The following is a 12,590-nucleotide window of genomic DNA, read 5'->3' as shown; positions in this document are numbered from 1 at the left end:
GTTGTCTTTATCTCCCTCTTCTCATATCGTTAATATCCTGATTCATCTGTGCCTCGAAATTGCGTATGGCCACGTCTCTCGGCGTATCGACACCGGGTTTGAAATACGGGTGTGGCGGGCCACCGAAACGCTCGCCGTAGAACTCCGGACCGTGATGATGATGCCGCAAGCCGTGGACGACGCCCGCCGTGATGACCGTTCCCGCTGTGAGGGCGGCGAAAATTTTCACGCCGAGACTGCGCTGCGCTTCCGGCCGCATCTTCATGTCCACCTCGCTGAATATCTTCGAAAAGATTTTCATGCGATGGTAGTCATCGACCGCAAGGAATTTATCGTAATCCTTCTGGCTGATCTCGTGAGTGATGACTTGCCCGTCGATGACGGCCGTCATCTTGTACTTGCCCTCTATGGGGGATGGATGTACGGCTATTTCGCCGACCTCGACCTCCCTGCCGTGCCGTTCTTCCCGATACCAGCCCTTGCGCTCGTCGAGCACGGAAATATCCCGTCCATCGACGGAAGCGGTTGCGCCATACGGCATCTCCTGCCGGAGCTGGTTTTCCAGAGGGGAGAGGATTTCCTGCTCCTGTTGCTGGCGTTGCGTCAGTTCCTCCTGCACTTCGGGGTGCAAGCCGAGGGCGATACGCCGCTCGCTGTCGAGATCCGCCATTGTTACCTTGTCGGCGAAATCCGCCCTGATTACCCCGTTCAGGACTTCCAGTCGTTTCTCGACAGGTTGTTCCTCGATGGAGTTGGAGGTCAGGACGGCCGTTTCTTCTTTCGTCAGGTCATAGACCATATCGGCGGCCACCTTTTCGGACTGTACGGTCAGGGTCCGTGCCTCCTTATCGACGATAAGACCGTGGGAGGCAAGACACTCCTGCCATTTCTCGTTGGAAAAATAGACCGGAGAAGCAATCAACTCCTTGTAGGTACGGGCCGGTTCTGTACTGCGCGGACGGCTGACTATCGGCGTGATGACCGTTTGCAAGTCCTGCAGGACATCGGTCTGTCGTGCGGACTGTATAGGCTGCCCGTCCTTGTACTTGTAATAAAATCCGTAGCCGCCCGATTGCAATTCGCCCGGCTTCATGCGCCCGTCCCACCGTTCAGGGACAATGGGTGGTCCCGGATAGAACAGCTGTCCGCCGACCCGCCGCAGATGGAAACCCCACTGGTGGCGTGGCGTCCAACCGAGGAACGGAGGCGGCATACCCAGCCGTCCCACACGTCCGTATTCGCCCATACCGATACGGTAGCCGTGCAATCCCATAGCGACACGGCCGTTGGCGTTACGGGTATGGACGAAGTTCTTGGGCATATAAAAGTCTTTCCCTACAATGCTCGTGAACACGTTGTAGGCTTTCTTGTTGGCCGAGTTTGTCCCCCAGTCCGTCAGGGCCAACATCTGACGCTCGGTAAGGTCGTAGGTCAGCAGCGGCGAGTCGTGGCCCTGTACCACGAGCCGGTAGCCCGTGCCGTCACTGACCACGTGGGCCTGCATACCGTTACGCCTCAATATGTCCTGCATTTCGGGTTGCAGGTCCATCATTCGGGGGTTGGTATTCTTTCGTATCGCCATAATCCGTTGTTAAAAAGGTTTCCGTTATGCGTCTCCGCTCTCCATCGCCGCTTCCAGTTGTTCGTCCTTGTAGTGGACGAACTCGGCGGCCGATTCATTGCCCACCATGAGACCGTGCTCCTTGCAATAGCGGGTATATTCCTCCTGCCATTCGGGTGAGAAATGATTCACATAGTCAAGCCAGCCGTACTGGCCGCGCTCCATCTTCTCGATAAGTACCTCTTCGGGATAATATTGGTGTTCTGCCATATTTGATGAATGTTAAGATGTTATTTGTGAAGTCCCGCCGCACGGTTACGCTCGGCGCTTTTCTTCTGTTCGTTCCACAGTTCCTCGGTATATTCCTCTTCGGGAACGTAGTCGAGATTGCCGTCGTCGTCCATCACCCAGCAGCCGTACACGCCGAAAGTGTATTTGTCCCACTCGCGTTTGGGTTGTTCTTTCCATTTTTGGCTGTCGCCCGAACAGAAGCGGATGCCGGTCTTGTCGTGCAGGTCGATACCCACTGTGACGGGTTCGTCGTCTACGACCAGCGTCAGCGGTTCGCCGTTCTGCATTCCGTTTACCTCTACCGGACCGAGATGCATTATTTCGGCCAGCACTTGCAGGTTGCGCCCGATAATCGGCGTGGGAACATACATCACTTGCTTCGTTCCCTCGTCTATCTGCACGAATGCCTTGCTGTGCCGCCCGTCCGCCGTCTCCACGTCCGCAATGATGGCTTTGCCGTCAAGAAGCTGTTTCTGTTGCGCCTCGTCATAGCGTTCCAGCGGCGAGGATTCCAGAACGGGATAGAACACCACGTCCGGTCGGCCGTCGTCCCTGCGGACAAGGGCGAAGCGGCTGCGGCTCTCTATCAGTTCTCCTTTCTCGTCACGGACACGCACCGGAAGCACGGGAGAGTGTCGACCGTCGCAAATCTCATCAAGGACACGCATCGGCAAGTCCTCGATCATCTCCTGTGTAAGCCCGAATCGGGCCAGTGTCGGATAGGGCAATTCAATTAGTTCAAATCGTACTTTATTCATAATTGATTTTGTATTTTGAATTATACTTTGCAAAGATAGATTCTTTTCATTTCGCTGTATATAATAGAATAATATTAGTGTATTAAGAGTGTTTATTTTTATGTTCAAAGTATGATTTTACACATAAATTCATACTCTGAATGCTTTTTTTGTTGTACTTTGGTCGAAAAAGGTCGTGGAAACGGGACATCTTGGGCAGAGCTGGTTATATTTGCCGCATGAGAAAGAAACTACTGTTTTTGATGGCGGGTGCTGCAAGTGTCGCAGGCCCCGTTCAAGCACAATTCAATACGGTTTCGACCGTGCCGTTCCGATACAGGGTTGAAGTCGTTTCTGCCGGTAGGGATAATGCGGTAACCTTGCCCGGATACACGCTTTCCGTCCAAGACACCTTACCACCGTCAGGAGACGCTGCCCCGGCATTGTCTGCCGACACCTGCAAGCACGTATGGATAGAACGCTATCTTAGCGTAAGCTATCCGCTGCGCCGGATGAAAATCAACTCGCTTTATGGGTATCGGAAAGACCCTTTTACCGGAAAAAGAAAGTTTCACAACGGAATCGACCTCCATGCGCGGGGCGACGAGGTAATGGCCATGATGGCGGGAGTGGTAGTGAAAGTCGGGCAGGACAAATCCTCCGGCAAGTATGTAACCCTCCGGCATGGAAACTACACGGTCAGCTATTGCCACCTGTCGCGTATCCTTACCCGGAAAGGGGCTGCTATCGGGCCGAGGGATGTCGTCGGCATTACCGGTTCTACAGGACGCAGCACCGGTGAACACCTGCATATTTCCTGCAAGCTCGACGGCAAAAGTGTCGATCCGTTAATGGTACTGGATTACATCAAGTCCATACGCGAAGAGTGCGTGGCGGCACTGGCCGAATCCAGAGAAACTTCCTCATTAAGTCTTGCAGATGAAAAATACAGATAATTCTCGTTTATTTTTGTTAATTATTTTATGGAAATGGTAAGAAAGGGGGGCTATGCTTACCCTATGGAAAGTAAAATTAAAGCATAAAAGGGTCCGTTGTTGTTCTATCGTTGGTACTGACGGCTTTGGTATGCAGTTCCGGTGCGCAGCATGTTCCGGCGGCCGGTGTGGCGGCTGCGCAGGAATGTTGTGTCCGAAATACGGACAACGCCTCTTTTCTGCAATTTCATGACAGAAACTCTATCCGGCAAAAAAAGGACAGCGACATAACAGGCATAGTCGGAGAAATCCCCGATGTGGCTTGCCGTGCCGGCGCATAGGTAAATGGGGTGCATCTTCGGTACATATCCGTGGAAACGGCCCATCTTCTCCGAACTTTACAGCGGTATCTCATTTGCCGCATGAACAACCTGACCTATTGTTGTACCCTCGTGCATGACTCTTCCCGTAGCCCGAACTGGGACAATGCCTGCGAGCATTATATTTTCGGGATGAGACGGATTCTGATTTAGCAGTTTGTTTTTCATGGTTTATACTGATGTCTACACTTGGCTGAAAAGCGAGGTGTAGCTGTTCGTGGTGAATATATTGAATAATCAAAAAAATAAAATTTTCGCACGGTATGAATCAAAATATTTTCGCTTCCGAAACGCTGTTCTCGGCGGCATATCTCAATATTGAACAAACTACTGATATTTCACGTCATTATCTCCGTTTCTCTCTGCACGGTCGGACTGTTCATCTTGTTTTGTTGTTGGGACTGCTACGGGCAAGCCTGACGGTGTTTCCCGTGAGGCGAGCAACCCAGTATGACCCGTCGGTATGAAGCTGGACATCATTTAATCTGAGCGGAAACAGGAGCAATATTTCGCTTTATGCCTATGCGGCGATAGATAAAAAAGAGTGGGGTTGGTGTGGATTGGATGCCAGCCCCCTTGTTATACAGAATAAACATACAAAAAGCAATGGCTTGTCCCGCCGGAACAACAGGCTTCGTGTCCGGCTACAAGTCTTCTACGAAATGATTGGTTGCCTCGTCCCAATATTTCCTGTACACGAACTCGTTGTCGCCATTCAGGTTTAACTGGTACATTCTGAATATCACGGGGAAGTTCTTGGGTTGCCACAGTTCTTCGTATGAGTAACGGTACGTCATGCCGAGCTTCCGCATCACGTTTCCGCTTCTCGGGTTGTTCCTGTCGTGCGTGGCGGTGATGTAGGGCAGACCGTCTTTCCTCACTTGGGCGATGACGGCTCCGCCCGCTTCAGTGGCAATCCCCCGATGCCAGAACTCCTTGCGGAGCCCGTAGCCGAAATCGTGGTGTTCCTCCATATCGACTTTCACGTAGCCTATCGGGAAATTGTCCGTTTTCAGGCAGATGGCATAGGCGTAGGCTTGCGGCTGTCCGTATTTCGCCGCATACCTTTCCTGATAAAACCGCCGGGTTTCTTCGAGGTCTTTCACCGGATACCAAGGCAGGAATTTATTGGCTTCTTCGTCTTTGAGTATCAGGAAGAGGGCTTCCATGTCTCTTTCCGTGAACTTCCGCAGTATCAGGCGGGAGGTTTCCAATATAGGTGTATTCATAAGCTTATCTGTCTAACCATCCTTTCAGCTCCGCCGCCCTTTCCCGGCTTACGATGATTTCCACATCGGGATACTTCTTCAAACGAATCTTCAGTCGGGAGTTGAACCAGTTATTGATACTCAAGATACTGTCTATATGGATGAGGTACTGGCGGTTGGCGCGGAAAAAGACATCGGGGTTGAGCTGGGATTCCAGCTCGTCGAGAGAATAAGGCACGGTCTCGGACGTGCCGTTGTTCAGGCAAAGGAGCGTATTGCGTTCGTCCAAAGCGATGTGGCTGATATCTTTCACCTGCACGGAAATATAGCCGTCGCGGTAAGGCAGAAGAAAACGCTCGCGATAACGGTAATTGCTTTGCCGCATATATTCCAATAGCTGGCGCACCTCTTCGCCGTTTGTCTGCGGGGAACTTGCGCGGCGCACTTTTTCCATGGCGGCGGCAAGCTCGTCGGCCTTGACGGGTTTCAGCAGATAATCGAAACTGTTGTATTTGAAGGCCTGGATGGCATACTCGTCGTAAGCGGTGGTGAAGATGACAGGCGAGGGCACTGCCGTCCGGCGCAGCACGTCGAAACTCAGGCCGTCGGACAGGCGGATGTCAGCGAATATAAGCTCCGGGGCAGGATGTGCCTGTAGCCATTCCACCGCCTCCACAATGCTTGCCAACGGCCCGTCGATGCGGAATGTGCCGTCGATTTCTTCCAACAGCCTTTTCAGCCGGTTGAAGTTCCGTTTTTCATCTTCTATGATCAGGATGTGCATAATCGTCGGGTATAATAGGTAATTTGACTATATATGAATGTTCGCTTTTCTTGATGACAGGCTTTTCCTCGCACAACAGGAAGTAACGCTCGATGATGTTCCGTTGTCCGATACCGGTAGATGACAGGTCGGACGACACGGGGCAAAGGTCGTTTTTCACCACAATGTGGTTTCCTTCCCGAAAGACGTGAATATGCAGCGGTTGGTGTACCGACAAGCGGTTGTGTTTGATGGCGTTTTCTACCAGCAGCTGGAGGCAGACGGGGGGAATCCGGCCGTCTGTCCGCTCCAGTTGTTCATCCACATCGACGCTTATGGCATTCTCGTAGCGCATCCCTATCAAGTAGAGGTAGGAACGCAGGAAATCCAACTCTTCGCTTACCGGCACGGTGTCGCGCTTCAAGTTTTGGATGACGTAACGGTAAACGCTCGACAGATTCTCAAGGAAGCGTTCCGCCAATGTACGGTTTTCCACTATCAGTTCGGACAGAATGCTGAAGTTATTGAACATGAAATGCGGGTCTATCCACCAAACTGGCAAAAGAAATGAATATCACGATGAATGACCGTCTGGAGTTTGCCCATGACGAGAACAATCCCAAAGAATGGTTTCTGCACAAGACCGCCGACAAACAAGGTTTCCCGCTGCAGTTCAACAGGGGAGGAACACGCTTGAGGAATAAGTACATCTGTAAGACCATTTTGGATATAGCGAAAGTCAAGGAGAGCGCGACATTCTTGGTATCGAAAGACCCGGTAAAGACCGAGCTGGGGTCATTTTACAGAATAATACTCTCTTGTCCCATTCTCCCGAAGAACAAGCCCAAACTATAAGCCTGTAACCTCTGTGGTCTGTCCGAAGGGCGAATGCCTTTCGGACAGATTGCAGGGCAACCGATACCTTTTATAGCACGATTATCTCCTTTTTTACCTTCAGGCTGTTTTCCCTGTTATACGTCGGCTTTCCCAACCCCGTAAACAGTTGGAAGTCTGTGCCGTAACAAGTCGTCAAGGAAAGGGACGGGAGGCCGTTCCAAACCGGCGGCAGCCCGGATCGTGCCGTTCCATGCCGGAGCTTCGACCTGTCGAAACAACACGGTATTCCACAGCCCGACCGGTCTTTATGCCGCTGGTTTCGGACTTTCCGCCTCCTGTTCCGTATCTTTCCCTTGTGACCTGCCACGTCAAGGGCAAACAGCGATACTTCTTATCCGCCCCGCGCTTTCATTCCGCCCGGTCGAAATTCAGGCGTGGAGCGGATAAGGAGAATCCCGTTCGTGTTTGCCCCGGCAGACCCTTGCTTGACCCGCCCAAGCCGCATTCTTTTCTATTTCATTTTCTCCTGCATTTATATCCGGCAAGGCCGTACCCCCCTTTTTACCATCATATTTACCGGCCTGTTCCGGTTTCCTCTCCGCCATCGCCGTCCGGTTTTCCAGCTGCAAAGGTCGGCTGCCGCGCTTGATCCGGCGGCTTGAAGTGCATTCCCTGCAAATTCTTCCTTTCTGCGAAAGAGTAATTGGCCGGGAAAACCGCCGTATGAAGCCCTGCCGGCAGTCGTGTACCGCATCTGTAAAATCCCGGAACGGTTCAGGCAGAGAAAAGAACCGAAAAAAGGGTAAAAAACAGATGTTTCACATAAAAGACAAGAGATGGACAAGAAAAACTGTAAAACAGGCAAACGCACAAAACGGCAGGTTGAAAAAATCCTGATGGTTATCGACGTCAAACGGGAAATCATAGATATTCTTCAGATAACCAATCGGCGTTTTATGTACAATCCGCAAACGGGAACTTTAATTTTAGGAGATGAAATGTACGGCAAAAGCATTTGCAGCTCCCATGCTCAAGAGTTCCATGCGTCACAAGCGGAAGGACGCTTCGATGATTATTTGCGTGGGTGGATAGGTGTCTCGAAAAGCTATCCCCACGGTATTGTTCATTTTGCCCCCGCTGTCAGCATGGAACAGTTCGACTGTGGATTTGACGCGTTGCAAATGTTCGCCAGACTTGAAGGTGTAAACGAAGATACTATCGTTCGTGGATTTTGCACTATGCCGGAACAGAGGATGGGGGATTTGCTGCCTTCCTCTCTTTAAGATACCGGCCCGGTCAAAACTGGCTATAAACGGGAATCGTGCCTATGGCAACACCATTGGCGGAGGGCACGATATCCGTTTATAAATACCGCAACTCCGTTGTCGGCTTCCTTTTATACCTCTCTCTTTCCCTCTGCTCTTATACTTTGGCGAAGCCCTCTTCCTTTTATATCAGTTATAGGTATAATCTCTACGGTCTCCTCTCTGCCGTCGCCGTCCGGTTTTTCAGATGCAAAGGTCGGCTGCCGCGCTTGATCCGGCGGCTTGAAGTGCATTTCTTGCAAATTCTTCCTTCTACGAAGAGTAATTGGCAAGAAAAGCCGTCGCATGAAGCTCTACCGGCAGCCATGTACCGCATCTATAAAATCCCGGAACGGTTCAGGCAGAGAAAGGAACCGAAAGAAGGGAAAAAATAAACAGTTTAGGTAACGCAGGACCAACCACCTTGCCACAAACAATTTTCTATTATGTTACATGTTCACACTATCGGACGCATCGGCAAAGACTGCCAGGTTATTTCAGGAGTACACGGCTCATTCATGGCTATGGACATAGCCGTTGACGATTATTCAAGAGGACAAAACACTACCACTTGGATAAGGGTACGCAGCAACAAGGACAACCATATCCATTTGTCCGAATATCTGACGAAAGGAAGACTCATACTCGTTGACGGTACACTGTCATCTTCCCTGTGGAAAGACAAGAACGGCGAGAGCCAGATACAGCTCTCCATCACGGCAGAAAGCATTGCCTTTATCAATACCGGAAAACGCGAGGATGCGGCAGCCGGAGCGGACAACGATGTAAACGGTGCAGACAGCGTACCCGTTCCTCCCGCCGATTTTCCGCAGGACGAAAAGGAGGATTTGCCCTTCTGATAAGATAATAACTATCTGAAAATAAGCAGATACTAAATATAGTATTTACTAATCATAGTAAAATAGGAAATTAGTAAACCTATTCTTGTTAAAATTAGTAGATACTATATTTTTGTTTTTTAGTTTCGTCCTTTCTTAAGAGTTCATACATCTCAAACATTTTTTCTATCCTTACAGAGTTTTTCAGAAAATGTTAGCCCATTATTTAATAGATTTGTCTTTCTTGCAGTTTATTTAATATTGGTTTTAGAACAATAGACTTAAAATCCACTCATAACTTTAAGAAAATCACGGTATATAAGGTCCTGTTTCATGAAATTTCACTACCTTTGTGCCGGATTGAGGAAACTCTTTCCAAGACATATTAGAAAAGAAAGAAGCGTTATGCTTATCTCGAAGTCGGGAACGTAGGAAATTCAAGACTATTCAGAGGGAAAAGCGTAATTGGTTTCTCACGCTATAGCGTGGGCTGCTATTACCATACTCTGAATAAAGGTTATTCCTACGACCTCCGACTTAGAACGTGGCATTTGCAGTTCCACGCTTCGTGGTTTAATCAAGCAGACTCTACGGGACTGCAAGAGTCTTAATTTATGATGAACAGATATAGCCAGCAAAGTATTTGTATGCTGAAGAATATGTTCGTTAGCAGAAACATTATTAAATGGGTTTTGTTTCTAATCCTTAATTTTTCCCTATGTACGCAATCTTTTGCAGATCATTATCGAGTGACCGCTCCCAACGGTCTTAATGTACGAGCTTCAGCCAATAAAAACGGAAAACTATTAGGACAATTGTCTAAGGATAACGTGATTGATGTTGTATCTATAGAAAACGGATGGGCTAATATCAATTATAATGGCTGGCAGGGTTATGTCAGCGCATCGTATCTGGAAGCCGTAACAGAAACAGACGAAGCGGGTACTTCCACCAAAGAAGAGTCATGGGACTTAACCTCTTGGTTGTTTGATTCCGAAGGAGAATCGGCTTGGTTCACAGCGATAAAGTGGATACTGTTTTTAGGCATAGCCATCTACATTATTAAGATTGTGTTACAATTCTTCGCATTGATGCTGGTTGTAGGTTTGATTGTTGGAGCGATTGGATTGGCAGTAGGTTTTATTCTTGATTGGCTGGGTTGGATAGACTCTGGTACCATGTGGGATATGGCCCAATGGGGATTCAGTATAGGCAACGGGATAGGTCTTATTATGGGTATTCTCGGTTTTAAAGACTTGCATAAGGGAGCGACGGAGTCTTGGAGCGGTTCATCATCAAGCAGTTCAAGTGGTTTGAAAACAGCAAGTTTTACTGATTCTGGAACATTATATCATCTTACACAAGATTCTCCCTATAGCGAGTGTGATTACACCGACCAATTTGGCGGCAAATGGGGACGCGACAGTTCCGGATTTTATCGCAAATAAATGAATAATGTAACGTATTGATAATTAAATAATAAAACTGTATGAAAAAACAAATTATTTTGAGCAGTTTACTATCCGCACTGCTGATTGGCAACTGTTTGGATACACAGGCTGCAAATGAGGCAAGAACTATCAATGATTTGCCTTCGATGGCAAAAGTTTCCCAGAACAAGAGAGAGGTGTCTCCGGAATTTCCCGGTGGTATCACCGCATTGGTACAATTTTTATCAAAGAATCTAAAGTTTCCGACAGTTTGCAAGGAACAGAAAATACAAGGCAAAGTGTTGGTGAAATTTACAGTCAAGAGCGATGGCTCTATCTCAAATATTCGTGTTACCAAGTCTGTAGATCCTTATTTGGATAAGGAAGCTGTCCGCGTAGTGAAGTCCATGCCTCGTTGGATTCCCGGTACACAGGATGGCAAACCGGTAAATGTGGAATACACTCTGCCTATCACGTTTAAACTCTGATGAATCTAAAAACTATAAAACGATATACGTATGAAGCGATTATCTATTTTACTATGCCTCATTGTCTTAGGGGCATTCTTCATGAGTCATGCGACTTTTGCGCAAACAAGTTTTTCCATTCCTCCCAAGAGTTATCCGGTAAATGTGCCGTTCAAATGCGATGCCGGAGTGGATCGTTATTGGCATGTTACCAGCGTTACTTGTACGGGACGCGCTAATGGCGGCTATAAATTTCAGATAAAGGGAGTGGCACAGAAGACAAGCCGCAGTTTGCCCATAGACTTGTTCTACCTGATGCCGGGCAATCGGATAAAAACAGCGGGTACTTATTATTTTCCACGTATCGAGGAGGGAAAAACATTCAGTTTCGAAGTGGTATCGGCATTCTCCGGGTACGCTCCTTCTAAGTTCAACGGTTTTCTTATCTCCAGTGAAGTGTTGCAAAGAACATTACAACAGGAATTGGAAGAGCAAAAAGAAACAGACAAAGATACTCCCGAAAGAAGATTTGGTATGCCAACCACTCCGAAGGAAGATAGACGAGAACCGGCACAATCCAAGGTAAGCCCCAATAAGGTGTACAAAGGCAGCGAGGTGGATAAGGAGCCGGAATACCCCGGTGGAAACCAAGCATTGCTGGCGGATATTGCCCGAAGCATACGTTATCCCATGATCTGCAAACAGCAGAAGATTCAGGGCGATGTGCTTGTTTCCTTTATAGTGGAGAAAGACGGTTCGGTATCTGATGTTACGGCTGTGAAAAAGGTTCATGCCAATCTCAATACCGAAGCCGTAAGAGTGGTCAAGTCCTTAAAGGAATGGACACCCGGAATCAAAGACGGACAGCCTGTACGGGTACAGTCTGCCGTATATGTCACTTTTAGTCTTTAATTTTAACCATATAAAGCAACAGCATAATGAAAAAATTGATATGCCTAAGTTTGATAAGCCTTGTTTGTGGCTTCTTGAGTGTACACGCGTCTATACAAGCAGATGACACAAAACCCTTTGTGGGCAAATGGGAATATTGGGAAGGCAACAGCCAAATTCAGTTGGAAATAGACCTTTACAACACACCGACAGATGGCAGTTACGGTGCTTACAATGTGTTTGAAGGAGGCTATGGGCTTACCTATAGTATTGTAGACGTCTATCACATTGATAATACAGAGGCTTCGGTTGCCGTAGAAAGCAGTATGGGAAAACAAAAAGCGGAGTTCAAGTACAATCCCACCACGAAGGAACTGTCCTTCTTGCCACCCGGTTCAGAGCCGGTAGTGTTTAAGCAGAAAGATAAATGTAACTACGTATTCATCAGTGGAGGAGATAAAATCAATGTCCGTTCCACCCCTGTATCGGGTAGTTCTTTAATGAAAGCCAACCGTGGACAAAGCTTCAGATTCTTGGGGAAAGAAAAGGGATGGTTCAAGGTAGAGCTTTCTGCCCAAGACAAACGTATCGGATATATTTCTCCGAAGTATGCTTTTTACTTGAAAGATAACACCATCCCAGAACATGCTTTTTCAAAAAGTTATGCCAATGCTCTGACATCGTTCACACTGGAAAAGAAAGGAGAACAAGTTTTTATGGTCAAAACGACCATGTATCCTCCACAAGGTGAAAGCATTCCTATGTCAAGCGTGGAGTCGTATGCCGGAAAAATAGAGGGTAACGCACTGGTCTTTACCTATTTTAGTGGAATGCCCACGCAGGACATCAATGAAATGTCGAAAGTAGAGCCTTATGTGGTGTATTACTGGAAAGAGTCGGGAATGTTTATCATGGAGGGCGAGAATTATGCAGCAGATATGTAAAAA

Annotated in this window: 17 protein-coding genes; 10 read left to right on the top strand and 7 right to left on the bottom strand. The window is 48.2% G+C overall.

The window, feature by feature from the left end; genetic code table 11:
• Positions 1 to 7 precede the first annotated feature (7 nt).
• Genes L0M98_RS03380 through L0M98_RS03370 form a run of 3 tightly spaced genes read right to left on the bottom strand, consistent with a single transcriptional unit; the run spans position 8 to position 2,610 of the window.
• Positions 8 to 1,582 (bottom strand): hypothetical protein, encoded by a 1,575-nt coding sequence (locus L0M98_RS03380; protein ID WP_004289387.1) that lies wholly within the window; start codon positions 1,580 to 1,582, stop codon positions 8 to 10.
• A gap of 24 nt (positions 1,583 to 1,606) precedes the next feature.
• Positions 1,607 to 1,831 (bottom strand): hypothetical protein, encoded by a 225-nt coding sequence (locus L0M98_RS03375; RefSeq protein ID WP_004289386.1) that lies wholly within the window; start codon positions 1,829 to 1,831, stop codon positions 1,607 to 1,609.
• A 20-nt stretch (positions 1,832 to 1,851) separates the two neighbouring features.
• A complete protein-coding gene (locus tag L0M98_RS03370; protein WP_004289385.1) occupies positions 1,852 to 2,610 on the bottom strand; it encodes a DUF4099 domain-containing protein in 759 nt (252 codons plus the stop codon).
• A 140-nt stretch (positions 2,611 to 2,750) separates the two neighbouring features.
• Here L0M98_RS03370 and L0M98_RS03365 point away from each other — a divergent pair, with 140 nt between their 5' ends.
• Both L0M98_RS03365 and L0M98_RS03360 read left to right on the top strand, forming a co-directional pair.
• Positions 2,751 to 3,545: a M23 family metallopeptidase gene (locus L0M98_RS03365; RefSeq protein ID WP_004289384.1), complete on the top strand. Its 795-nt coding sequence runs from the start codon at positions 2,751 to 2,753 to the stop codon at positions 3,543 to 3,545.
• A 622-nt stretch (positions 3,546 to 4,167) separates the two neighbouring features.
• Positions 4,168 to 4,371: a hypothetical protein gene (locus L0M98_RS03360; protein ID WP_007219806.1), complete on the top strand. Its 204-nt coding sequence runs from the start codon at positions 4,168 to 4,170 to the stop codon at positions 4,369 to 4,371.
• 177 nt (positions 4,372 to 4,548) lie between these two features.
• On the opposite strand, the gene L0M98_RS03355 is transcribed toward L0M98_RS03360, so the two are convergent.
• The 3 genes from L0M98_RS03355 to L0M98_RS03345 are packed head-to-tail and all read right to left on the bottom strand — an operon-like array spanning position 4,549 to position 6,437.
• Positions 4,549 to 5,133: a GNAT family N-acetyltransferase gene (locus tag L0M98_RS03355; RefSeq protein ID WP_004289380.1), complete on the bottom strand. Its 585-nt coding sequence runs from the start codon at positions 5,131 to 5,133 to the stop codon at positions 4,549 to 4,551.
• Between the two features lie 4 nt (positions 5,134 to 5,137).
• Positions 5,138 to 5,896: a LytR/AlgR family response regulator transcription factor gene (locus L0M98_RS03350; protein ID WP_004289379.1), complete on the bottom strand. Its 759-nt coding sequence runs from the start codon at positions 5,894 to 5,896 to the stop codon at positions 5,138 to 5,140.
• Positions 5,871 to 6,437, bottom strand: coding sequence for a sensor histidine kinase (locus L0M98_RS03345; RefSeq protein ID WP_005776164.1), 567 nt, complete (start codon positions 6,435 to 6,437; stop codon positions 5,871 to 5,873). Before L0M98_RS03345 ends, L0M98_RS03350 begins: the two co-directional genes overlap by 26 nt.
• Positions 6,438 to 6,442: 5 nt before the next feature.
• Between L0M98_RS03345 and L0M98_RS03340 the strand changes: the two genes are divergently transcribed.
• A complete protein-coding gene (locus L0M98_RS03340; protein WP_004289377.1) occupies positions 6,443 to 6,730 on the top strand; it encodes a hypothetical protein in 288 nt (95 codons plus the stop codon).
• A gap of 410 nt (positions 6,731 to 7,140) precedes the next feature.
• On the opposite strand, the gene L0M98_RS03335 is transcribed toward L0M98_RS03340, so the two are convergent.
• Positions 7,141 to 7,317 carry a hypothetical protein gene (locus L0M98_RS03335; protein WP_004289376.1) on the bottom strand — a complete coding sequence of 59 codons (177 nt, stop codon included), beginning with the start codon at positions 7,315 to 7,317 and terminating at the stop codon, positions 7,141 to 7,143.
• A gap of 231 nt (positions 7,318 to 7,548) precedes the next feature.
• Between L0M98_RS03335 and L0M98_RS03330 the strand changes: the two genes are divergently transcribed.
• The 7 genes from L0M98_RS03330 to L0M98_RS03300 all read left to right on the top strand — a co-directional run bounded on the left by L0M98_RS03330 (position 7,549) and on the right by L0M98_RS03300 (position 12,587).
• Complete coding sequence (locus tag L0M98_RS03330) at positions 7,549 to 7,995, top strand: hypothetical protein (protein WP_004289374.1); 447 nt, start codon at positions 7,549 to 7,551, stop codon at positions 7,993 to 7,995.
• A gap of 44 nt (positions 7,996 to 8,039) precedes the next feature.
• Positions 8,040 to 8,411: a hypothetical protein gene (locus tag L0M98_RS03325; protein ID WP_007478980.1), complete on the top strand. Its 372-nt coding sequence runs from the start codon at positions 8,040 to 8,042 to the stop codon at positions 8,409 to 8,411.
• Positions 8,412 to 8,462: 51 nt separating this feature from the next.
• Entirely contained in the window at positions 8,463 to 8,876 is a 414-nt protein-coding gene (locus tag L0M98_RS03320) for a single-stranded DNA-binding protein (protein WP_004289372.1), read from the top strand.
• Between the two features lie 593 nt (positions 8,877 to 9,469).
• A complete protein-coding gene (locus L0M98_RS03315) occupies positions 9,470 to 10,303 on the top strand; it encodes an SH3 domain-containing protein (RefSeq protein ID WP_004289370.1) in 834 nt (277 codons plus the stop codon).
• A gap of 41 nt (positions 10,304 to 10,344) precedes the next feature.
• Positions 10,345 to 10,773 carry an energy transducer TonB gene (locus L0M98_RS03310; protein WP_004289369.1) on the top strand — a complete coding sequence of 143 codons (429 nt, stop codon included), beginning with the start codon at positions 10,345 to 10,347 and terminating at the stop codon, positions 10,771 to 10,773.
• A gap of 30 nt (positions 10,774 to 10,803) precedes the next feature.
• On the top strand, positions 10,804 to 11,664 hold the full coding sequence (locus tag L0M98_RS03305) for an energy transducer TonB (protein WP_004289368.1): 861 nt from the start codon (positions 10,804 to 10,806) through the stop codon (positions 11,662 to 11,664).
• Between the two features lie 26 nt (positions 11,665 to 11,690).
• Positions 11,691 to 12,587 (top strand): hypothetical protein, encoded by an 897-nt coding sequence (locus tag L0M98_RS03300; RefSeq protein ID WP_004289367.1) that lies wholly within the window; start codon positions 11,691 to 11,693, stop codon positions 12,585 to 12,587.
• Positions 12,588 to 12,590: the final 3 nt, after the last annotated feature.

The organism is Butyricimonas sp. DFI.6.44 (assembly GCF_022132345.1).
Classification (GTDB): domain Bacteria; phylum Bacteroidota; class Bacteroidia; order Bacteroidales; family Marinifilaceae; genus Butyricimonas; species Butyricimonas muris.
This window is presented reverse-complemented; position numbering and strand designations above follow the sequence as displayed.